Below are 23,047 nucleotides of genomic sequence, written 5' to 3' on the forward strand. Positions count from 1 at the left end.
TGATTCCTGAGTCTATGGTGAGGTCGTCTGTGTCGACGTCAGTGTTTCAACCCGCGGGTAGACGGGGGTCGTAACCCACTGCTCGACATTATCATAAAAATTCAGGGGCCGGTCGGCGTACCCTTTGATATTCGTACGGAACACATGAAACTGGTCGATTTCCCAAAGCGGAACAATGTGCGCCATGGAGTACAGCTGCTGTTGCAGCTTCTTCAGCAGCGCGGTCGCGGTTTCCCAGTCGGTCGCTTCATCGAGCTCAATCAGTTTCTGTCGCATCCAGTCCGGGAAAATCTCCAGTGATTTAATCTCAGCGCCTCTCCCCACGGTCAGGAAAGGCCAGAGTTCCATAATTGGTTCGGTCATCGCGGTCGTGCGATAGACGATGTCCCATTCCAGTTTCTCTTTTTTTGCTTCTTCAGGCGTATTGGGGATCAGCGTGACGTTGACGCCAATCCGTTGCCAGGCCTTGATCAGCTCCTGGGCTGCATCCTGTGCTTCGGGATTAGGGTCACACAGCATATGCAGGGGTGGGAATTGTCCTCCCAGTTTCTTCTGTGACGCCACCGCGAGGGCTACCGCCAGCGGAAAATTGTATTCGCGTTGAGGCACCTGCTGATTGTAAACCTGGAGACCCGTGTAATACGGGGCCGTCACCAGGCGACCGTTTAACAGGTTGTTTTCATGCAGCAGTTTCTCGTTGAGAATCTTCTGGCGATCGATGGCATAGGCCAGTGCCCGGCGAAGTTCGAGAATCTGCAGCGGTTTACTTTCCGGGTTGAACTGCAGCACATGAGTCAGCGGAATCGCACTTTGGACGACATTGAACTCATCCTGCTCTTTGAAATAGGAGACCAGACCGGCCGGCAGGAATGGAAGCACCGCGACTTCCCCGCGCAACAGTGCCTGGAACGATTTTTCAAAGTTGGAATAATGGACTTCGTTGATCTGGGCTACATTATAATCGCGCAGTCCCTTGGGTTCGGGGACGGCCCGCACATAGCTGACCTGGTCCGAAGCCATTGATTCCTGCTCATCCACAACGAAGCGGCTGGTCGCACCGATTTTCTGTTCCGTCTCCAGGCGTACGTCTTCAGGATTAGCTACGACGGCGCTGAATGCGGGTGGGGAAGTAATCGGGAATGAGAGCAGCCATTCGGTACTCAAGGGGACCCGGTCAAAATGAATGCGAAATTCAAACGGGGCTGTAGACGTGACCGAATGCACGTAGCTGTCGAAACGTTCGTCGTAGGTACTCGAGCCGGGAGTCAGTCTGGCCCGGACCGCCTGGGCAATGTCGGCAGCCAGCAGCATCGGATGCGACTCCCAGGTGGCATACGACTGACGCAGGACGAAGTCGGCCCGTCGGCCCAGGTCGGTCGGTTCCCATTGTTCAAAGAAACGACTCTGGTACTGAGGTGTCTGGTCTACTTTGCCGACTTCGAACAGAGGAATTTGCGTCAGCTTTTTATGACGACGGGTCGCATTGTGTTCGAGGAAATAGGGGCTCTGATCCAGAGCTGTTCCCAGCACTCCGACATTGATGACCGGATATCGCGCCTGATACCGCCGCAGGTCATCCCGTAAACGGGGATTAGAGGGCCAGACAATCGAGGCTTCCATCACCAGGTCGAACGCCTGCTGATACTGATCAGCTTTGGCACTCTGATTCGCTTTCTGCAGGATCTCATTGGACTGTTTCAGAAACGTCTCTCGCCACTTCGCTACGGTTTCCTGTCGGGGGTAGATCGCTGCCAGTCGATTCAGGTAGTGATGGGCCTCGCGATAATCCTCCACTTTTACGGCCCGGGTGATCATGCTGTTGATGATTTCCCCGGCAAGTTTACTCAGTCCCGGGTAATCGGGGACACGACTTTGCAGGTCTTCAACGAATGCCAGCGCATTGACGTACTGTTCTGCCTTCTGTTTGTCCTGGGCTTCGAGAAACAGCAGCCGCTGCTGTCGCTGTTCAAAGCCGGGCCAGTCCCGGTGTCTGCGGTCGAGGAAGAGCAGCATTTCAAACGCCGTTTTCAGATCGCCGTCTTTCAGCAGCAGATCGATTCGCTGCAGGATCTGATCTTCGTAATGCACGATCTGTTTGATGTTCTGTCGTTGGACCCGGTACTCAGGATCTTCTTTTTCGCCGACCAGCGTCAGGTTGATGAAATTGAATGTCGCCCGTTTCTGACGCTGCTCATCAGCTTCTTTTTTATTCTTGGGACGCGGCCAGCTGAAACTCTCTTTCATGGATGCTTCAAGTTGTCCCAGCGTATCGGGGCGGGGATAGACGGGATCGACGATCAGCACATAATCATTTTCCAGGACGATCCAGTCGACCGGACGCTTCTTTAGCAGGTCTTCCACGGACGGGAGTTGCATCTCCTCGATTTTGGGAAGTGAAGACTCTGCCGTTTCTTCTTCGGTTTCGGTTTTTCCATCCTGTTTTGCTTTCGGGGGATCTGTCTTGTTCTCATTTTGCGCAAAGCTGTCGGACAGCCCCACAGAACAGGTGAGGCCGATGACGCTCATCAGCAGGATCAGGAACTTGCCGCATTTCATCATAGCGAAGCCTGACCTTTCTGCTGCAGACCCTGATCGATGCGATACAGGCTGCCATCCACGCTCGGCACCAGTAACAGCTTCTCAAGCGTGACGACGGAACCACTGCTGGGGAGCGGCGCCATAGTTTCGGACTGGACCCGGCCCGTTTGAGGATCGACTGCCAGGACGCTGCCATTCTGCAGTGACAGAAACAGTCGACTGCTATCTTTCGAAGGAGAACCCGCCAGGGAGTGGCCCGGCAGTTTCAATTGCCATAACTGCTGCAGGCTGTCTTTCAATTCGTAGCAGGTCAGCGTCTTTCGAGATTCGACAAACAGCAGATTGTCTGTAATCCAGAGGTCATTGGAGGCAGGGGCAGGGAGTTGCAGCTTGGTTTTCAATTGCCCCGTTTTTGCATCCAAAACCTGCAGTTGACCTGAGGCATCCGTGACTGCAATGTCCGTCTGGCTGATACCCGCATCCACATCGACTGGTTGTTTCAGGTCGATGGTCGAGAGTGCTGCCAGATGACGTACCGGGGTGTTGCGATATTGGAGTGTAATAATCTGACCGGCAGTGGTGATGGCCAGACACTGATCTTTGCCAGTCGGGATCAGTTGACGCCAGCGAACATCCTTGCCCACATTTCCGGGCAGGGCAAATTCCTGAACCGTATTCAAGCCGCGCCCTTTCCGGAAGACAGCCACCTTGCGTTTGAACGGTAACGCAATGCCATCGCCGATTTGAATAGGCAGCGCCTCAAGAGGCTCTGGCAGTTCGATTGTCTGTTCCAACTGACCAAATCTGTTCAGAATCCACAAAGTCGGTTGTGGTGCGCCACAGATCACGGCGATTTTACCATCGGTCAGACGTGTCGACTGCAGTGGTGCTTTCAGGTTCTCCGGCAGCTTGAGCTGCGTCAGCGATCGTTCCATGAAACCAGCCGAGGATGATTCGAAGTCATTGGCCCGCAATCGAAATACATCGCCATCAGAAGTAATACAGAGCAGACCAGGTTGCGGCTCCTTGTCGTCACCATAAGGGTAAACGGCCAGAATGTCGGTTCCCAGAATCGATTTCCAGGTGCTGGTCATCTCATTCCGGTTCGCGATCGTGAAAATGACCGAATTGGAAGAGAGCAACCGCCGTCCGAGGTACAGATTATTTCCAATCAGCTGCATCGGCTGTGATCCCAGACCATCGGCGATTTTCTGGTCATCCATTTTGATGCCGGTACTCAGCAGGGTGAATTTTCGGAGGGCTGAACTGCTCATCCAGAGCTGACCACCGGAACCAGCGGACAGATAGATCTGACAGGAGAGGGGATCCTGCAGCTGGTAAGAGCCGATCTCCGTGAGCTTTCGTTTTCCTTCTTCATCTGTGACGGTGAAGGCCGTGATTCGTTCGGGGACAGTCGGGAAAAACAGTTGCTTCCCGCGCATGATCGGCTGGCTGTGAACCTGACCTTTAATGCGGAACTGTTCCAGTTCATTTAAAGTTGCGTTCTGGCCATCCCCGTCCAGTACGTGGAGCAGGGCGGCGTCGGCCTGGTCATTTTCGCAGACCATCAGTAGCTTACCCATGGGGATAATCGGAATCTGAATGGTGCCGGGGCGATGTCCGAGGGCTGCGACCTTGGTGCATTCAAAGGGACGCAGTGAGACAAGGTACAACATCCCCTCATAGCCGGCGACCGCGACGGACTGTTCGCCATAAACCAGACCGGGAGCCCCCACCAGGGGCTGGGCAAACTTGAGCTGGGCAGCAATGGCCCCTGTCTGCAGATCCAGGTTCAGCAATTCGCCACCCTGGCAGGAAACGACGATCGTGCCCTGGTTGACCAGGGGAGGCCCCGTGGGGCGTGAAGGCATCTGCTGTCGCCAGACCAGTTCACCACTCTTCTGGGTGACGCAGAGCAGGTCGTTGTGGCGTGTGTCATACAGGAGCAGTGACGGTTCTTTCACGGTGACCGTTTCGGGAGGAAACGGCGAATCCAGTCCGATGGGCCGTTTCCAGATGGGATCGCCGGTCACAGAGTCAATGCCGAAACAGCTGCCGTTGGCCAGAGCGAAAACATTGCGTCCGTCAGAAACTTCATTGGACCTTGAGCGGGTGTGCAGCGACAGAGTGACCGCCTGCGGAAAGGCATCCGGATAATCTTTCGTCGAACCGGCGATCGCTTCGTTACTGGACTGGATCAGCGCCTGTTCCGCTTCCAGGATGCGGGTCAGCACCGTCGACATCTTACGATCGTTCTGATAATAGGGATAGCGGTCGAGCAGGTGCCTGCGCTGTTCGAGTGCCTTCAAGGTCTGCTTCTGTTTGATCGCTTCTTCGATCTCCTTGACGGCTACATCGAAGACCTCTTTCCGCAGAATCTCCGCTTCTGCTTTTTCGTAGCCAGCTTTGATTTTTGCCAGTGCTTCGGTCGGCGGTGCATCTGGTGGACTGTAGCGGGTGAGAATCTTTTCGGCTTCCGTGGAGACGTCCAGCAGTTCACGCTCTTTGGTGCGACTCGCGGTTTGAACGGCTCCCAACGCGATCCGCTGTCCGTAATCGGTCAGTGTCGGGTAGAGCTCTTTGAAGTCGGAATCATCGCGGTGTTTCTTGATAAAGCCCTGGGTGGCTTCCAGGCCGGCCTGCCAGGCGGGGGTTGAACCGGAGATCTCTTTTTCGACGAACGATTTACTGAGTAAAATCCGGGCTTCCTCGGCGTAGTCACTCTTGTTGTAATTCTCGAGGAAGTACTCGAAGAGCTGGATGGCCTGTGAATACTTGCCCGCTTCCATTTCCTGGACGGCAGCATCATAGTGCCGTTTTGCCGTATCGCGGCCAATGATAAACCAGAAGACCAGCGCGGTCAGTGCAAGCAGAACACTGCCGCCGACCAGGGAGAGAATCATGGGCGAACGCACAATCTGACGCTCGCCAGGACGGACGGCGTTCCGTGATGAGCGATGGCGGATCCGATCTTTCAGTGAGAGCGAATCCGCTTTCTCTTTATCGGGGGAGTCTTCTTCCTCGCTGGTCGCCGCGGAATTCTCGTTGGTACGGGATAAAAAGTGTTTCGGGGCTGGTGAACGGTCTGCCTCGGGTTCGGCGTCCGTCAGCAACTCTGCGGCAGAGGCGAGGTCCAGGTCATCATCTTCCAGAAATTCATCCTCTGGTTTCTCTTCGGGAGCTGGTGTGGATGCTTTTGAAGACCTGGATGATTTCTGCTTGCTGGATTTGGAACCGTTTTTCTTTTTCGAACCTGATTTGGAAGACGCCTTTTCCGGCTCTGATTTATCTGGAATTACGGGTTCCGGTTGGGGACGATTGAAATCCAGTTGTTCCGAACTGACCGGCTTGAGGTCGTACATCGAACTTTCATTGTCACCCGTGACATCGGGCAGGGGGGCGTCCAGATCGAGCAGGTCGACTTCGTCGGTAAACAGAATGTCGGCTTCACCGATTCGGATCAGGTCCCCGTCATTCAGTTGAGAACGCCCCGACATCACGCCGTTAATCTCCACGCCATCGCTGGTCGCGGCGATCAATTCGTACCCTTTTTTGTTCCAGCTGATCCGGCACTGCATGGAAGCCACATTGTCCACCTGCAGGTCATTGGACGAATGGCTGCCAATCGAGATCGGCTGCTGCTTGGAGAGCTCAATGTTTTGAGTATTTCCGGATAAGAATGAGATTTCTAATCTGGCCATGAAGCTTACTTATCTTTTCAGGACTGTAGAACGCGGTGAAGACACAATCACGAGTGCTACTGTCAGTCATCAGGTCCTTTGTACGATGCGAGTCTGATTTTCTGCATGCCAACCTCGTTCGCCGCATCCACAACAGCAACGACCGTCTCATGCCGCGCCGCTTTGTGTGCACTTAGGACGAGTTCTGATTTGGGTCTACCCCCCTCATCACGTCGATCCAGGATCGCCTGTACGATCTCCGAAGGGTTGGACAGCTTGGTGTCATCGACATAAATGCCGTTATTACTGTCGATCTCAACGATAATGGATTCCTCCCGGAAATCATCCAGCGTCTGCAACGACTGTGAAACGCCGTCTTCATCTGGATTCGGCGGAGGAACCTGAATACTTTTCTGCAGGCTGAAGGAAGCGGTAATCATGAAGAAAATCAGTAGCAGAAAGGTCACGTCGACCATCGGCGTCAGATCCATCTCCTCAAACTCCGACTCGGCCGAGCGAATGGAAAAGCCTTCGTCGTCATCATCGTCATCGTCTGCTTCCTCTTCCACAACAAAGCGGGGGCTGGGGGCAGACGCAGCTACCGGCTTCGGAGCTGTTTCTGTATCCGGTTCTGGCTCTGTACTCGCAACTTCCTCAAGTTCTGCCGCGTCGTCTTGCTCAGTTTCGGCTGGTCGCTCTGATACCGGTTCTGTCGCGAGGTCTTCATCAGCTTCGGGCGATTCAATCTCTTCGAGCCATTTAGAGGCTGCCAGCAGAGCGTCTTCTTCAGAAGTCTCGGGCTCGGGACTCGTTTCAGCTGTGACTTCTGTTTCTGCAGCTGGTGTCACAGGAGGAGCAGGCTCTGGCTCAGGTTCGGGAGCAGGTTCAATCACCGGCTTCCGTGGGGGAGAGCTTTTCGCTTTCGTTGGTTGTTTCTCAGGCTGGGACGCGGGTTCAGGGGCCGGTTCCCGTTCCTCGATCGCAGCCTCTTCTGTTTCTGTGGATGCGGCGGCGTCCCAGTCCCCATCCAGCAGTTCATCCCAACTTTCGCCCAGGGGACCCATGTCGTCCAGATCTTCCAGGAACTGGTTCTGGTCCGCATCCAGCATCGCTTCTGTTGGTGGAGCGGCTTTGGCTGGTTTTTTCTTTTTTGTTGATGAAGATGCTTTCTTGCCAGGTGTTTCACTCGGATCTGGTGTTTTCTCTATTCGCCGGGCTTCACTCTCCACTGGGATCGTAATGCGACCCTTGCAGGCCGGGCAGGCAACTTTCTTCCCGGCTTTCTTGCTGGCCACGCTCAATCTCTGGCCACAGTGTTTACAGTAAAACTTGATCGGCATAATTTCGTATTCAGTCTTAAATCTTAAATATCAGCAGGCTGTAATGCACCAACTGAGAATATTTACCTGTCTTTCTTCTCTTCAATTCCAATATAGAACTTCACACCATCCACATCGGTAACGGCCCGGGTGACTTCCTGGACGAACCCGTGCGGGACATTCCGGTCTGCTTTAATAATGACATCCATCACACCTCCCTGAACCCGTTCGCGGACGCGTGCGGTCAGTTCATCCAGGGTGACTTCAGTAGCCCCGCCCGATTCTTTAATCTCGACAACGCTCTGGCCATTCAGACCGTTACCGTCGTTATGGACGAGTACAATCGTAGAACTGCGGGTGTCTACACCGACACCATGCCGGGCGATCGGAACATCCGAGTCTTGCGTCGCCTGCATCGTCGATGTGACCATGAAGAAGATGAGCAACAGGAAAGTCACGTCGATCATGGGAGTGATGTCCAGGTCGTCGCCTCCACCGGAGGCGGGACGTTTCTTCCAGCCGCTATCGTCAGAATTGAATAATGATTTTTTACGTGCCATGCGCCCGTCACCTTCTCGATTCAGGACTTACGTGAGGCTTCCAGAATATCCAGAAACTCACCCGTGTGTTCCTGCACCGAGTCTTGCAGTTTAGCGATGCGAATATGGATTAAAGCGCCGGCCATCACCAGCGGAATTGCGACCGACAAACCCGCGGCGGTTGTGAACAGCGCGAAGCTGATCTCGCCCGCCAGCTGGCTCGGGTCGCCTCCTGATTCCTGCATGTTGCCGATCTTGTCGAAGGCGTTGATCATCCCGATCACGGTTCCCAGCAGCCCGAGCATCGGGGCACTCTTGACGATCGTGCTGATCCAGGACATGCGGTATTCGAGGTCGGCCAGAATGTCACGTTCGAATTTCTCTGCGAGCAGCTGTCGCAGCTTTTTGGCCGGTCGCTCCATATTCGCCATGGCAACCAGAATCAGCTGGGGTACCGCTTTACTCCAGTAAGGAGGAGAATCGCAGAGATTCACAACCGCTTCGTAATCTTTCCGTTCGATGTCTTCATGGACCTGGTCGAGGAATTCATTGGCCGCGTTCTGGGTCAGGAATCGCTTCTGCGCGATCTGGCGGACGAGTAGAATCACACAGAAGACGCCATACAGGGCCGTTAGACCCAGGGCGACATAGATGGCGATCCCGGCTGCGTTTAAAATCGGAGCTAGTGAGTAGTTCATGGATGCCTGCTTTGCACTCGTTATCGGAAATAAGTTTGACGGGTCACTTCAAAATCGTAGCTGCCACGATTACCGCGTACTGTAAAATAGGTACGCCGGATTTCGTCGAATTTTTTATCTCGGTATTTTTTCTCCAGGAGCAGGAGTCGGTTTTCGGCCTCTTTGGGGTAGAAGTGGAACAGGATGGCCCCGGTCACATCGTAACCCGCTTTTTTGAACAGGCTCAGGTCACTGGTGCGACGCTCGCCTCCCTGCCAGGTCATATACAGTCGCTTCTCATCTTCACCCGAAGTGGCCGTTCGGCTGGTCGGTTTTTCGGCAGAAACATTTGAGAGATAGACCATCTTGCCGTTACGCAGCAGGGCGCCGAGCTCGATTTTGAAATAGTCCAGCTGGCTGGCGTAATCGATTAAAGATCCTCGATCGGAAAACTTGATGAACCAGCGCTGTTCGCGGGGCAATCCCTTCTTGCCCGGACCAAAACCCAGAGCCCGCTTTCCCGTGCCCGCGGCACTACCGACTTTTCCGGAGTTGGTCAGATCGGTCTGCATCTGTTGCTGTACCTGCTGAGTCGCCTTGTCAGACAGTTCGACCACACTGTCCAGCATTTCCTCGACCTGGTTCTCTTCGGTCGGCGTGTCGATCTGTGAGGGATCATCCACGGGGTCTTCCGGGGATTCCACCAGCAGCTCTTCATCCGGCGATCCATCCTCGGCTCCACCCGCCAGGTCCACCATTTCCAAAGCGACCTCGTTTTCTGTCTGGGGGAGGCGATTGGTAAACCAGACAATCGAGAGCCAGAGGACTGCCACGATCAACGCCAGCACAACTGCGATCAACGATGAACTCACCTGGTCATACTGGGTGACCCGCATGACCGGCGATTTACGATGATCGGTTTGTGATGTGCTCTGGGCCATCGTACTAAAGTATCCTCTGAGTTTTCTATTGGTGGTTATTTGGACTTTGACTTGGGGAGCTGGTCGAGAACTTCGTAGAGGTTGAATTTTTCATCAAAGGGTTTCACGCTGTTGTACCATTTCTGCCAGCGTCGGGTGGCTTCATCGGCCCATTGATCTGCGATGATCACGCGTTCTTCTTTTGTCAGGTCTTCCGGAACATCAGCCAGGGGATCTGCGGGCATCCCCAGTCCCCGGATTTTTCGGCTGAGTGTGCAGAGACCGTTACGGGCCTCGATCCGCACGCTCAGGTCCGGATCTTTCAATGATCGAATCAGATAGGGAGCCATGCGAAAATCATTGGTCCGTGACAATGCCCAGACAGCAGTCCGCCTGACATCCGGAGAGCGGGCATCGATCAGTTTCAGGACCCGATCTTTCTGTTTGATCAGATCTTCCCGGTTCCCGAGGGTAATTGTTTCGACCAGTGTTTCCTGGGTTGTGTCCAGATCCGCAGTTGCGGGATCTTCGAGCTGGGCCAGCAGTTCGCTGAGATCTCCCGATAATGTTTTGCTTTCCACCTTACCATTCCGCATCTGAACCTCAGCCAGGTTCTTGGGCAGTCCCCGTCCCCCGGCCAGGAGACCAGAGCCTACCGGATCGGGCTTATACTTGCGGTCAATGGTTTTTACGGTTGCCTTGGCCAGAAATATGATTGCCAGGCAGGTTGCGGCATCGATATTTCCCGAACCTTTCCAGCTCCCATCTTCCAACTGCATCATCAAGAGGTGCCGTGCACCGTCGGCGTACCAGTCGTGAGGCCCCAGTTTTTTCGCATCGGCCAAAGCGGCCAGACGTTCAATCCCGTATAGATAGTAATTAGGCCAGCCGGTCGGATTGCGATAATTGTAATTGTTGACGACCCAGTTCGCGCCCCGGGTTTTGCCGGTCTCAAGCGCTGACAGGGCAATCGTTGGTTTTGTGAACAGGTTCTCCTCACCCTCTTTATCTTTTTCGGTGAGGTTCACTTTTTCCAGGAAGCCGAATTTCTTTTTGGGCTCACCTTCCTTACCACTGCCAGGCGCGGTGCGGGGCTTTCCGTCGGGATACAACTGGCGGGAAATCACATACATACTGCCGGTCCCCGCCACACCCATCGTATGTTTGGCACCCCGGTCTGTCTTGCCCCCGGGATGATACCCAAATCCGCCATTAGGCAGTTGGGTTGTCAGATGCCAGCGGGCGGCATTGTCCCAGACGCGGGTGGGAATCATTACCCCGGCCCGTTCCGCAGCCCAGAGCCCCAGAATCGCATACTGCGTAATACTGGTGTCGCCATTATTGGGTTCCTGCTGTGGATAATACCAGCTGCCGGCTGGTTGCTGGGTCTTGATCAGAAAATCAACCGTGGTCTTGATTTCATTATGATACTTTTCCGGGCTGATCGCTTCGAACACCATCAGCTGTACGCCGGCAGTGTAATTGTAATCTCCGCCCGGTGTATAAACGATTTCGCCGTCGGAATTCTTCTGGTTATGATCTGCCATGATGTTTTTCAGGCAGTTCTGGATGTAAGGAGAGTCGGGGGATTCACCCGTTTTCAACAGCGTGTATGCCACAAAGGCATTCATGCCGCTACGGCCATAGTCGGGCTTCTTTTTGAGGAAAGCAACTCCGCGTTTGATGGCGGCGTCAATCTCCGCCTGAGGAGGTTGGGCTGCTGCCTGCTCGGCAAAGCACGCGAGCAGAAGGAGAGCACACAGGCACCAGATGCCAGTCAGGCTGGTTCGGTGCTGGTTCGCATTCCGTCTGATTAAGGCGCAATGATTTTCCATGTTGATGCGTTAGCAATCTGAGATGAGAGAATATTGCTGACAGGAGAAAGAAGCCGAAACTTCTCCGCATCTCTCCAGTCTAAATTCAGATATAAAGCAGTGTCAATCTTTATGCCCCAAATCATTGCGATATTCACATTTACGATTCAGGGCTTCCAGGAGAGATCACAAGTACACACTGCCTCATTGCACCGTGGACATCCCTGGACATATTTGCGACTGACGGCCTGTTCCAGATCGACGCCCGCCACATTCGCCATCGTCGCCAGCCAGGCCAGAACATCAGCAAATTCTTCTTCCAGGTTCTGTGGATCGTCGTTTTCACGCAGTGCAGAAGAGAGTTCGCCAACCTCTTCCATGAACCACATAAACGTGCCTTCGATCCCCCGTGACTGGTCTTTCTCGAAAAACATTTTATGTATTACCTCCTGGAACTGAGAAACCGTTAAGCCGGGTTGCCGCGGGTTTGCGTCTGTCGAGGAAGTTTCCGAAGCGGGGGGGAGGTCGTTGGTCACAATGGTTCCTTGTCTGCGTCAGTTTAAATGAAGATCATCATACGCCATGCGTGTCGGGCGTGTTACAGTTTCTGTTTCAGTTTGAGCCCCTCGGCGTGAGTGGGGTTCTGTTTTAATAGTAGATCCAGCTCAGTCCGGGCTGCCTCTGGTTGTCCTGCATCCAGCAGTGTTTTAGCAAGCAGGTAACGCTGTTCAGCGTTGTCCTCCTGCAGGTGCAGCAGCATCTTGAGTTCGCGAATGGCAACCGGTTTGCGGTCCAGCTTCAAAGCGATTTCAGAAAGCTGCTGATGCGTTTCCGGATCCAGCACATCCACCTGTAAAGCTGCCTGTCCCCAGCGCAGCGCCTGTTCCAGGTCTCCCTGTTTCCGGTAACCCTCCATCAGCAGTTTCATACTCGTTTCATCGTTGGGATCCAGATGCACGAGTTTCAGCAGTGCCTCCTGTAGCTGTTTCTCTTTTTTCTGTTGCTGATAAATGATCGACAGCCCCTGCAGCCATTCGGTCTGATAAGGATAGGTTTGATGCGCCTGTTCGTAAACGGGCAGCGCTTCGTCAAACTTCGTCTGTTTCAGCAGGATCTTACCGGCGAGACTCAGCACATCGACGTCTGGTGTTTTGGTAGTTAGTGGTTTCTGGAGAACAGCGAGTGCCGAGTCCAGATCTTCGGACAGCAGTTCCAGCTGTGCGATCGTCAGTGCTGCCTGGGCCTGAGTAGGATGTGTTTCGAGCACTTTCCTGGCAATGCTGCGGGCTTCCCCTTTCTTGCGCAGGCGGAGCAGGCGATAAGCGTATTTCCCCGCAAGATCCGGATCACTCTGATTGGCTTCGTACTGCTTCTGAAGCTCGCGAAAGCTCAGGTCCTCCTCCTCGGACTGATACCCCTTCAGTGAAGCGGTAATCTTTTTGAGGTAGGCATGGTAACGTTTTTCAAACTCGTCCTGACTGATCCCGAAGCAATCCTGAATGGCGGTCGCAGTCGATCCCTGCTCCTGATAGGAGAGCAGCAGCTTTTTCAGCGCGTCGTCTCCGAACTCGGCCACCATGAAGTCAGCACAAAGCAGACTCTGGCAATAAGCGAAGTTCCAGTTCGCGGACGATTTGGGACGGACGAAGACGCCGTCCAGTTCATCGAGACTGTAGATTTCATTTTTAGGAACCCGTTCAACCAGCAGTTGATTAAATTTCTGCGGTCGGGCTGAATTCTCACTGCGAACCGCCAGGGCTTCGGTAAACCAGTGCGGGATTTTGTACTTCGTCTGCTGCAGCGTGAAGACATGCACCAGTTCGTGTTTCAGGACACTGGCCCAGTTGAATGGTTCCTGCATGGCCGTCGGGGAAGTCAGCGCGACGACAGCGCCGGTTGATGCACCAATCGTCTGAATCCAGGGCAGGCCGATCATCCGCGCACTGAACCACTGATGGGCCGAGAGTCCTTTGGCGTCGTGGTAGATCTCAAACTGCGTTTTGCCCGGCGGTTCGTAGCCAAACTGCGCTACCATCTCCGGGTAGATCTCTTCCAGATAGTCCGCCATGTACTGTCCGAGAATGTAATCGGCTTTCGAATCATAGCGGATTACAAAATGATCGGTCACGATCGAGCCGTAAGACTCCAGCACGCCCAGAACCTTGCGCATGTTGCTGACCCGCACATGATAGGGGTCGGCCTGGAAGGCAGCGTTGAGGGTTTCCTGAGCAAGATCTGTCCGGCCCATCTGCATGTAGAGCATTCCCAGGGACGTTTGAGGACCGGAAAGTTGTGGCATCAGTTCCCTGGTTTTCAGGTAAGCAAACTCAGCAAACGCGAACTGCCGTTTGAATTCGAGCAGGTTCCCCAATTCAAACAGAAAGTAGCCCGGTTTGGGATTCTCTGCCAGCAGATCAGTCAATAGCTGAGTAAACCGGGATGATTTTACCGCTGGTTTCGTTTCTGAATGCTCGAAGAAGGGCTTGAGTTCGTCGGTCGTGGGAACGCCATCCAGCAGCAGAAAGCAGGCCGCCTTCCGTGCCAGCACCAGCTGACTGCGGGAGTTGACCTTTTCGGCTTCTGCAACGGTTTTCAGAGCCTGTGCGTACTGTCCGTTGATCAGCTCCAGGTCGCATTTCAGCAGTAGAGCGGAAAGCAGACGCGGGTTGATCTTCAGAGCCTTTTCCAGCAGTTCGCTGCTGGTATCGAACTCGCGAATTTCAACCGCGGTCTCCGCCAGTGCGACGTAAACCGGCGCGGCCTGGGAATTCGTCGTCAGCGCCGCCTGGAATTCTTCGGCTGACTGTGGTCGATTGTATTTTTCCTGCAGGATGGAACCGCTCAGGAAAGACGCCTCCCAGGCCAGCGGGTCATCTTTGAGAGCATCCGGGCAGAGCGTGTTGACCACGAAATTAAAGATCTGCGAAACGCTGTTCCAGCGTGCATACTGCGTTGCGCCGTCCGCGATCACCAGCAGCGTCTCCGCATCTTCCGGTTGAGCACGATTATAATAGCGGACAAACCAGCGGAAGGCTTCGTTGGCTTCTTCAATCTTACCTGCCTCGGTGAGCAGGTGTGCCTGAATCAGATGCGCCCGCGGTTGATCGGCGTCCAGAGTCAGCGCCGTCGCGACATGCTTTTCGGCCTTCTCATATTGGCCCGCCTCATAATAAAGCTTCGCGGCCCATGCTTGGAGTTCTGCACGACGCGGATCCTGTTTCAACGCGGTTTCCAGGCGACGGAATGCAACTGGTGTGTCGCCCGTCTCCATGTCGATCCGCATCAGGCCCTGCATCAGCTTCCAGTGCGCCTCGCTGGTTTGGGAGGAGGCGTCGGCCAGCTTCTTCTCGACCTCTGCATAAGCTTCACGTGCCTCTGCGTATCGCCCATGCTGCAGGTGCTCGTAAGCTGTTGTTAACTGTTCGTTGACAGCAGATGGTTTCTCTGTTTCCGCAGCACGCACAAGGCTGACAGGCAGGGAAGCAGGGGGCAGCAGTCCCGTGATCAGGTAAATCAGGGCAAAGTAGATGACATATTTCCGCATGCGCTCTTCCGTATTAAAATCCCCGGGGCATTCCTGTGTTTAGAGAAATGAGGGGCGAGGTGATTTTCGTGGCGTCGACTCTTCAACCGGGTTCTCTGTTTCAGTTGCTTCGACTGTCTGCAACTGGTCTGAGGAATTCGTTTCGTCGTCGACGGTGTTCTGTTCAAGACTGGATCCTGCAGGCAGAGGGAGCCCGAAGCCGAGCACGAGTTCCCGTTTGAGTTTGTCGTTGACCCTGGTTACCAGGAACAGTTCTTCGCTCTTCGAGTAGGCGATCAGGTTTCCGTTCCAGTAAGCCAGGCGATTGTGAGCCGTGCTGGGAACGCGTGCGTCTTTGGTCAGAATGCCCACCAGGTTCAGGGGGTCGGCGGCGGACAGGATCGTGAGTTCATCGCTGCCCGATTCATCCCGTAACTTTCTCAGTTCCTGAATCGTACCCGACATGGCAAACTGCTCGCCGGCAACGCCCGTGACAAAGCGACCCCCGCGGATTTCACCGCGAGCCTCCAGCCGACGAAAGATCTGCAGCAGTTCAAACCACCGCGGTGCACCGGGTTCCCGAATCAGCAGGTCGCGGAAGACCACGCCCCACCGCCTGAGCAGCTGCCACGCCCACTGTTCGACATTTTCGTAATGCTTGAGTCCCCGTTCTTCGATTGGTTCTTCAGGCTCGCGTCGCCAGCTTGACCAGCGTCCGGTGTTGTTGGGAGTCGAACGTTTGCGGACCAGACCGATCCGCGATTTCCGCGAAGAACGCCGCTTCTGTGTGGAGCGGTCCTGCGTAAACTGTCGCATACCGGAAAAACTGTCCGAAGTGACCAGACCGCGGGCAATCAGTTCGCCTAATGAATCAGCAATCTGCGAAGGGAGTGACTCGGTCACCGTCATCAGATCGGTGGCAAACAGGGCACCCCGCTGGGTCAACAGTTCCTGTACTTCCTGTGCCGGGCTGCTCAGGCAGGATTCTTCTGATTCGCTCTCTGACTGCACCGGGTTGAAACAGGTCAGCCAGGGAATATCCTCGCGGAGAAAGAATGAGACCGGCGCATTACGGGTAATGCCGGTCATCGGTTTCCCCTGATCTGGGTTTCGCTTGGGAGGATAGAGTCGCCCCCAGCCGATCTCGCCGGTGAAACAGAGTTCGTCCAGCTGATTACTCTGATAATTCGACAGGCGTGCCGGCAGGATGTCCCGTTCCCAGCAGATCGCCGGGATGTCAATCCCCTGCAGCATCGAGAGTACTTCGAACAGACCATTCGTGCCGGTCCGTTTCTCGCCGCCAGCCAGTCCGTGGTGATGTGTGAGATAACGAATAAACACACTGGGATCAACAGGCTGCACTTGGGCTCTTAGTCCCTGCAGCGTCAGACGATGAATACGGGACAGCAGCCGGCGATGACACCATTCTTTGGGTGGGACGACACTGTCTGACTCTTTAACTTCCGCCTGCTCCTGTCCCTCATCTGCACTCTGATCCCAGTTTGGGTCTTTCACGCGGAAGTAACCCTGCATGGCAGAACCTTCCCCTTCGAGTGCATACAGGGCCGCTTCGGTCTGCGATTCGGTCATGCCAGCCAGATCCGCAAGCTCCGCCACCGACAGGGGACCACAGGTATCCAGCAGTCCCCGAATGATGGCCGTACGGGCCTCGGTCGACTCCCATTCCTGCTGCACGCCTGCAGGAACATCGACTGCAGGTGCATGTGTGGAATCCGGGAAAGCAGCCAGGGCCGCGGGCAGTCGTTCGGTCGCTACCCAACTTGGAATGGCATCGTCAGTCGCACGTGTGAGTGTCGTCGCGCGTCCTGTGGCTTCGAGTTCGTGATACCAGTCGGCCCAGTCGGGACACTGGTTGATGGGAAGATGAATCCGTCCCAGCAGGACATCGTGGAATTCGTCTGCATTGCGAACCAGGGGCTGCGCTTCCTGGCAGACCTGCGCAATTGCCTCGGGCGACAGTCGTCCCAGATCTTCCACACTTTCCACAGACAGTGTGTGCCGCGTCGCTACAGCTCGGGCGCGTCGTTCCTGGGCTTCGCCCCCGTCCAGGAAGGTATACGGGCTGGAATTCAATAGCTCGTAACAGAAGGGGGATGGCTCCCGGGTATCGCGGGGGATCAGCTTGATCTGTTCCTGCTCAATTTCCAGGAGTACCTGTTTGAGCCCGTCGATATCGAGTTGTTCGTTAAGACAGTCATAGAGTGTCTGGTCGACGAGAATATGATCAGGGCGGACAATTTCGCCGATCTCGTTTTCCGGACAGCCGGTCAGACGGGGGAAGACGGCGGTCAGCAGGTCTTCTGCGCGAAACCGCTGCAGCGGAGGCGGAACTTTTTTTCCGTTCTGCATACGGGAGACGAGCAGGGAGCGCGTCACATTCCACCGCCAGCGGACATGGAACATGGGATGATCCAGGATCGCCTGTTCGGACAGCTGTTGCACGTTGCTGGTATTGAGCATCGAAAACAGACTTTCCAGCGGAAAGCTATGCTGCGGCCCGAGCGAGAGAATGATGCCGTTATCGTCGGCGGTCGCCTGCAGCTCAAAGTTGTAAGAGCGGCAGAACCGCTTGCGCATCGTATAACCCCAGGCCCGGTTGATGTCGCCACCAAAAGGGGCGTGAATCACCAGCTGCATACCTCCGGATTCATCAAAGAACCGCTCGAAGACAATTCGTTTCTGCGTGGGCACCATTCCCAGGGCCGCTTTCTGAGCCTGAATGTATTCCACCGTCTGCTTGGCCGCCCATTCATCAACATTGCATTCGGTCGTCAGCCAGAGAATCGCCTGTTCGGGATCTTCAATTCGCTGAGATAGTTCTTCCCGCAGATGCGAGATCTCGGTCGAGAGCTCCAGCGAACGTCCCGGTGCTTCACCAAACCAGAAGGGAATTGACGGCGGCGCACCGTGGGCATCGACCACAGTCACATCGCCGCCACGCACGTAGCGGATCTGCCAGGACGTGTTGCCCAGCAGGAAGACATCCCCGGCCATGCTTTCCACGGCGAATTCTTCATCCACCGATCCGACCACCGTCTGATCGTCTTCGGTGACGACACGGTACGAGGCGATTTCGGGAATCGCACCGCCGTTCATGGTCGAGACGAGACGCGCATTCTTACGACTGCGGACCCGTTTCTGTACCTGGTCATGGTGCAGATAGACGCGACTGCGGCCGGCTGTGCTGCTGATGCCTTCACTCAGAAATTGAATCGTGCTGTCGAAGTCGGTCCGTTTCAGATTGCGATAGGAATACGAACGCGTAACCGCTGCAAACAGTTCTTCAGTGTTCCATTCCTGGCTGGAGACTTCCGCCACGATCTGCTGGGCCAGAATATCGATCGGGGCTTCCGGCATGCGGACTGTATCCAGGATTCCCTGCTTGATCGACCGAACCAGGGCCATGCTTTCCATTAATTCATCGCGGGAGAGCGCGAAGATCCGTCCTTTAGGCACCAGTCCCAGTGAGTGCCCCGAGCGACCGATCCGCTGCAGGAAGGTCGCGATGCCGCGTGGCGAACCGATCTGTACCACCAGGTCGATATAGCCGACGTCGATCCCCAGTTCCAGTGACGCGGTAGCGATGACCGCCTTCAGCTCCCCTGTTTTCAGCTTCTGCTCGGTACGATGCCGGATTTTGGCGGACAACGAGCCGTGATGGCTGCCGACGACTTCTTCTCCCAGTCGCTCGGTCAGCTGATGGGTAATCCGTTCGGCCAGACGCCGTGTGTTGACAAAGATCAGCGTACTGTGATGAGATTCAATCAACGCGACGATCTGGTCCAGCACTTCCGCCCATTGTTCGTGAGTGCAGATCGCACTCAGTTCCGAAGGGGGGACCTGGATCGCCACATCCAGTGTGCGGGAGTGGCCGATATTCACAATCCGGCAGGTCCGTTCGGGGTGAGCACTCTCCTGTGCCGGGGGAGCAGAACTCGTGATCTCAATCTCGGGACGGTTTCCTACCAGGTATTGTGCGACTCGTTCCAGTGGCTTCTGTGTCGCTGACAGCCCAATCCGCTGCAGCGGATGCTCGACCAGTGTTTCGAGTCGTTCGAGGGTCAGTGACCAGTGCGATCCCCGTTTGTCGCGGAGCAGAGCATGGATTTCGTCGACGATTACAGTATCGACGGTTTTCAATGTCTCCCGGCTTTTAGTGCCGGTCAGCATCAGGTACAGCGATTCGGGAGTCGTCACCAGAATATGGGGCGGACGGCGGACCAGCGCAGAACGCTGAGAAGAAGGGGTGTCGCCGGTGCGCAGTCCGATGCGAATCGGCGTGAACAGGTAGCCTTCTTCTTCGAGCAACTCGGAAATTTCTTCCAGCGGCTCGGTCAGGTTGCGATGCATGTCATTGGAGAGCGCCCGTAACGGGGAGACGTAAACGACCACGGTCTCATCATCCAGGTCGCCTTCCAGTGAGCGTTTCACGATGCGATCGATCACTGAAAGAAACGCCGTCAATGTCTTACCACTCCCGGTGGGGGCGGAAATCAGTGTGTGCTCACCCCGGTTGATGCAGGGCCAGCCCTGCTGCTGCGGTTCGGTAGGGCCCGCAAAGCGTTTGCGAAACCACTTTTCGATGATGGGGTGATAGCCGTAGAATGACATGGTTGCCCTTTAGGGTGCTGATACGATTCGTCCCTGTATTGTAAGGAGTGACCGCTGAAAATTTAACCTGTTTTCTCCGAAATTCTTACGGTTTCACAGGTCAGGATTGTTGAGACACGCGCGTCTCTCAACAGTGAACGTAATCGAGGCTTTTACGATGAACATGAAGTGTCTCCCATCTGTCTAGAGAGAAACGCTACGATTTGTGAAGATTCATTCTGTTCGGGCTGGAATGAAAATCAGGGCCTTATTTCGAATGGGAAAATCATCTATAATTTTTGTGCAGGAAATGATCCCTGTGGGATAAAATACCGTTAAATGAGTACACCCCCTCTTCCGAAACTCATTATAGTGGTAGAGCCGGGGCGCTGTCCCATCTTGAGGCCGACAGCTGAGACCGCGAATTTGAGTTCAGCCTTTGCAGTTCAGACCTGATTGAAAGTCACAACATGAAACACGTCAACCAGATGTTCCTGGCCTTGATTCTGGGACTTTTAGTGCTCAACGGAAATTCTGCGCTCCAGGCTGATCCTGCAAAACAGGCTCCCAAATCTGATAAACCAGCGGATCCACCTGCTAAGAAAGCAGAGCCCGACGGGCCCCCATCGATTCCCGCGCAGTTCATGTCAATCGAAAGTCCCGTGGGTGAGGTCACCTACGGACGCGTGACCAATGCCGCCCTGGCACTGCAGAACGAAGCTGCTCAAGCCGGAGAGACCGGCTATCTGGTGCTTAAAATCACACCCGGTTCGAGCCCCTTTCACCAGGTGCAGGGACTGGCGAAATTTCTGGCCTCGTCTAAATTATCCAGCTTGAAAACAATTGCCTGGATCCCGGAGACCGTCATCGGTAATAACGTGGTTCTGGCACTGGCCTGTGATGAAATCGTGATGCACCCCGATGCAGAACTGGGCGACATCGGATACGGCAAAGCACTGGATCGGGACGAACAGCAGTTTGTGCTCTCGATCGTGGAAAAACGGCACAATCCCAAGCTGAGCCGGGCACTGGCTCTGGGCATGATGGATCCGCAGCAGGCCGTCCTGAAAGTGAAAATCCAGCAGGGCGAGGGCAAGAATAAGCAGGTCGAATCGCGGGTGGTCACTCCCGAAGAACTGAAGCGACTGCGGGACAATCAGGCCGTGATCACCGATGTGGAAACCATCAAAGAAGTCGGTTCGCTGGGCGTTTTTTCGGGCAGCAAAGCCCGGGCCGTCGATGTGCTGGTCCAGCAACTGGCCCATTCCCGGGGAGATCTCTCCGAATTCTACGGCATTCCGCGGGAAAAGCTGCGCGACGATCCGACGGTGGGAGAAGCGCCTAAAGTAATGTTGATCAAGGTCGACGGGATGATTTCACCCATTCTGGAAACGTTCATCGAACGGCAGATCAATCGGGCCGTCAATTCCGGGGCCAATATGCTGGTATTCGAAATCGATTCCGGCGGTGGATACCTGCTTTCCGGGATGAATCTGGCAAACCGGATTGCCGATCTCGAATCCAGTAAGGTCCGTACTGTCGCCTATATCCCCGAACGTGCCATGAGCAGTGCCGCGATTATTGCCTTGGGCTGTGATGAGATTTTCCTCAAACCCAACGGGCAGATTGGCGATGCGGGGGTGATGCATGAGAACAAAAATGGGCAGTTCGAATTCGTACCGGAAAAAATTCTGAGTCCGATCCGGGTAACGATTCGCGATCTCGCGGAAAAGAAAGGCCGACCGCCGGCGGTCTGTGAAGCGATGATGGATAAAGACCTCGAAGTCTTTGAAGTCACCAACAGCAAAACCGGTCAGCTCTGGTTCATGTCCGATACCGAAATTCATGAATCGAACGGGGAATGGATCAAAGGCCCTATGATTCCCGAGTCGAAAAAGGGCAACCTGTTGACCGTCAACGGCGTTCGGGCTCACGAACTCAAACTCGCAGAGCCTCCCGTACGTGAAATGGATGAACTCAAGCAGCGCCTGGGAATTGCCGCTGGTGTCAACTTGAAAGCAGTCGGGCGCACCTGGGTCGATACCCTCGTTTTTTACCTTAACACGGGAGCGGTGACCTTTCTGCTGTTTTTCATGGGAGCCCTGTTCATCTACCTCGAACTCTACACGCTGACCGGGATGTTCGGAATCATGTCAGCCGTCTGTTTCGGCTTGTTTTTCTGGAGCAAATTCCTGGGAGGGACTGCTGGATACCTCGAGATCGTCCTGTTCGTGATCGGCATGATCTGCATTCTGATGGAGATCTTCGTCATTCCCGGTTTCGGGATCTTCGGCGTTTCCGGAGGGCTGCTGATCGTCTCTTCGATCATTTTAGCCAGCCAGACCTTCGGGGATTTCAATACACTGCGTCCCGGTTCCGATTTCACCAACATGACCAATACGGTCGGCACCATGAGTGCCTCCCTGGTGACGGTTATTGTGCTGGCGTTGATTCTGAATCGGTTTCTCCCCGAGTCGCGGCTGATGAGTTCGATTATTCTCGCACCCCCGGGCGACGATCAGCGTCCTGGCGGTCACGAGATCCGCCTGGACCCCGAACTGCTCGGCAACCTGGCCAGTGTCCACCGTCATGGCCTGGAGCTAAAAGTGGGCATGCACGGTGTCACCACGTCCGTTTTACGACCCGCAGGACGGGTTGAAATTGACGGAGTCTGGGTCGATGTGATCAGCGAAGGCCCCTACATTCAGGTAGGGGTACCGGTAGAAATTGCACAAATTCAAGGGAATGAAATTGTGGTGCGTGAAGTAACTCCCGATGAGGAAACTGCTTAGGGTGAGCGGGTTGCTGTCTGTGGCTGGGGTTTATTTGTGCACTCTTTTCCGGTTGTCAGGGTATGCTGACGGTTTAAATCGATTCAGAAACGTTTTTATAAACCGTCTAGCGTATCCATTGAATAATCTATTCAAATTGCTACATTAAGTGCTTAAATACCCTGAAAGCTAGCGTAATAGCTTTGTTTTCTCTCGCCATTACCCGTCTCAGAAAGTCCAGACAAGGATCGTAGTGGCTGTCTTTGCATGGGGAAGTCCCCGATCTTCTCTGTTTGTCAAGTTGTTTGTTGTAAAGGTTTAAGTGAAAGAATGTCAGTCACTCAGGAACGAAGAGCAGAATTGATTCAAGAGTATCAGTCGAAACAAGGGGATACCGGATCTGCTGAAGTGCAGATTGCTGTGCTTACCGAACGGATTGTTAATTTAACCGAGCACCTCCGGTCCAACGTGAAAGATCACGCGAGTCGTCGTGGCCTGCTGCAGATGGTCAGTCGCCGCCGTGGTCTGCTGGATTATTTGCACAAAAAGAATGCAGAAAGCTATAGGGAAATTCTCGATCGGCTGAATATCAGAAAGTAATTTCGATTGTTCGCTGATCTTTGTCGGTTTGTCGGAAAAGAATTAGGAAATTATT

At 54.5% G+C, this 23,047-nt stretch carries 12 protein-coding genes; 2 read left to right on the top strand and 10 right to left on the bottom strand.

Going from position 1 to position 23,047, the window contains the following annotated elements:
• Positions 1-12: 12 nt before the first annotated feature.
• From RID21_RS06705 to RID21_RS06750, 10 genes are all read right to left on the bottom strand, one after another.
• Positions 13-2,556, bottom strand: a complete 2,544-nt coding sequence (locus RID21_RS06705; protein WP_350187893.1) for an ABC transporter substrate-binding protein — start codon at positions 2,554-2,556, stop codon at positions 13-15.
• The gene (locus tag RID21_RS06710; protein WP_350187894.1) at positions 2,556-6,239 is read right to left on the bottom strand and encodes an outer membrane protein assembly factor BamB family protein; all 3,684 of its coding nucleotides are present in this window, start codon (positions 6,237-6,239) and stop codon (positions 2,556-2,558) included. Before RID21_RS06710 ends, RID21_RS06705 begins: the two co-directional genes overlap by 1 nt.
• Positions 6,240-6,301: 62 nt before the next feature.
• Positions 6,302-7,513 carry an ExbD/TolR family protein gene (locus RID21_RS06715; RefSeq protein ID WP_350187895.1) on the bottom strand — a complete coding sequence of 404 codons (1,212 nt, stop codon included), beginning with the start codon at positions 7,511-7,513 and terminating at the stop codon, positions 6,302-6,304.
• A gap of 107 nt (positions 7,514-7,620) precedes the next feature.
• Positions 7,621-8,097: an ExbD/TolR family protein gene (locus RID21_RS06720; protein WP_149342201.1), complete on the bottom strand. Its 477-nt coding sequence runs from the start codon at positions 8,095-8,097 to the stop codon at positions 7,621-7,623.
• Positions 8,098-8,117: 20 nt separating this feature from the next.
• Positions 8,118-8,774, bottom strand: a complete 657-nt coding sequence (locus tag RID21_RS06725; protein WP_145186057.1) for a MotA/TolQ/ExbB proton channel family protein — start codon at positions 8,772-8,774, stop codon at positions 8,118-8,120.
• A 20-nt stretch (positions 8,775-8,794) separates the two neighbouring features.
• The gene (locus RID21_RS06730) at positions 8,795-9,694 is read right to left on the bottom strand and encodes a hypothetical protein (RefSeq protein ID WP_350187896.1); all 900 of its coding nucleotides are present in this window, start codon (positions 9,692-9,694) and stop codon (positions 8,795-8,797) included.
• A gap of 35 nt (positions 9,695-9,729) precedes the next feature.
• Positions 9,730-11,508 carry a hypothetical protein gene (locus tag RID21_RS06735; protein WP_350187897.1) on the bottom strand — a complete coding sequence of 593 codons (1,779 nt, stop codon included), beginning with the start codon at positions 11,506-11,508 and terminating at the stop codon, positions 9,730-9,732.
• Between the two features lie 146 nt (positions 11,509-11,654).
• Positions 11,655-11,921 carry a MazG nucleotide pyrophosphohydrolase domain-containing protein gene (locus RID21_RS06740; RefSeq protein WP_145046299.1) on the bottom strand — a complete coding sequence of 89 codons (267 nt, stop codon included), beginning with the start codon at positions 11,919-11,921 and terminating at the stop codon, positions 11,655-11,657.
• Between the two features lie 164 nt (positions 11,922-12,085).
• Positions 12,086-15,031, bottom strand: coding sequence for a tetratricopeptide repeat protein (locus RID21_RS06745; RefSeq protein ID WP_350187898.1), 2,946 nt, complete (start codon positions 15,029-15,031; stop codon positions 12,086-12,088).
• Between the two features lie 39 nt (positions 15,032-15,070).
• Positions 15,071-19,642, bottom strand: coding sequence for a DEAD/DEAH box helicase (locus RID21_RS06750; RefSeq protein WP_350187899.1), 4,572 nt, complete (start codon positions 19,640-19,642; stop codon positions 15,071-15,073).
• Positions 19,643-20,091: 449 nt separating this feature from the next.
• Between RID21_RS06750 and RID21_RS06755 the strand changes: the two genes are divergently transcribed.
• The gene (locus RID21_RS06755) at positions 20,092-22,413 is read left to right on the top strand and encodes an NfeD family protein (RefSeq protein ID WP_350187900.1); all 2,322 of its coding nucleotides are present in this window, start codon (positions 20,092-20,094) and stop codon (positions 22,411-22,413) included.
• A 309-nt stretch (positions 22,414-22,722) separates the two neighbouring features.
• On the top strand, positions 22,723-22,992 hold the full coding sequence (rpsO, locus tag RID21_RS06760) for a 30S ribosomal protein S15 (protein ID WP_145041487.1): 270 nt from the start codon (positions 22,723-22,725) through the stop codon (positions 22,990-22,992).
• Positions 22,993-23,047 lie beyond the last annotated feature (55 nt).

The sequence above is a fragment of the Gimesia sp. genome, assembly GCF_040219335.1.
In the GTDB taxonomy this organism is placed as follows: Bacteria; Planctomycetota; Planctomycetia; order Planctomycetales; family Planctomycetaceae; genus Gimesia.

Bases quoted from the DNA above. Each gene is read 5' to 3' on its own strand.
- RID21_RS06705 (WP_350187893.1), bottom strand. From the start codon at position 2,556: ATGAAATGCGGCAAGTTCCTGATCCTGCTGATGAGCGTCATCGGCCTC.
- RID21_RS06710 (WP_350187894.1), bottom strand. From the start codon at position 6,239: ATGGCCAGATTAGAAATCTCATTCTTATCCGGAAATACTCAAAACATT.
- RID21_RS06720 (WP_149342201.1), bottom strand. From the start codon at position 8,097: ATGGCACGTAAAAAATCATTATTCAATTCTGACGATAGCGGCTGGAAG.
- RID21_RS06725 (WP_145186057.1), bottom strand. From the start codon at position 8,774: ATGAACTACTCACTAGCTCCGATTTTAAACGCAGCCGGGATCGCCATC.
- RID21_RS06730 (WP_350187896.1), bottom strand. From the start codon at position 9,694: ATGGCCCAGAGCACATCACAAACCGATCATCGTAAATCGCCGGTCATG.
- RID21_RS06735 (WP_350187897.1), bottom strand. From the start codon at position 11,508: ATGGAAAATCATTGCGCCTTAATCAGACGGAATGCGAACCAGCACCGA.
- RID21_RS06740 (WP_145046299.1), bottom strand. From the start codon at position 11,921: ATGTTTTTCGAGAAAGACCAGTCACGGGGGATCGAAGGCACGTTTATG.
- RID21_RS06745 (WP_350187898.1), bottom strand. From the start codon at position 15,031: ATGCGGAAATATGTCATCTACTTTGCCCTGATTTACCTGATCACGGGA.
- RID21_RS06750 (WP_350187899.1), bottom strand. From the start codon at position 19,642: ATGTCATTCTACGGCTATCACCCCATCATCGAAAAGTGGTTTCGCAAA.
- RID21_RS06755 (WP_350187900.1), top strand. From the start codon at position 20,092: ATGAAACACGTCAACCAGATGTTCCTGGCCTTGATTCTGGGACTTTTA.
- rpsO (WP_145041487.1), top strand. From the start codon at position 22,723: ATGTCAGTCACTCAGGAACGAAGAGCAGAATTGATTCAAGAGTATCAG.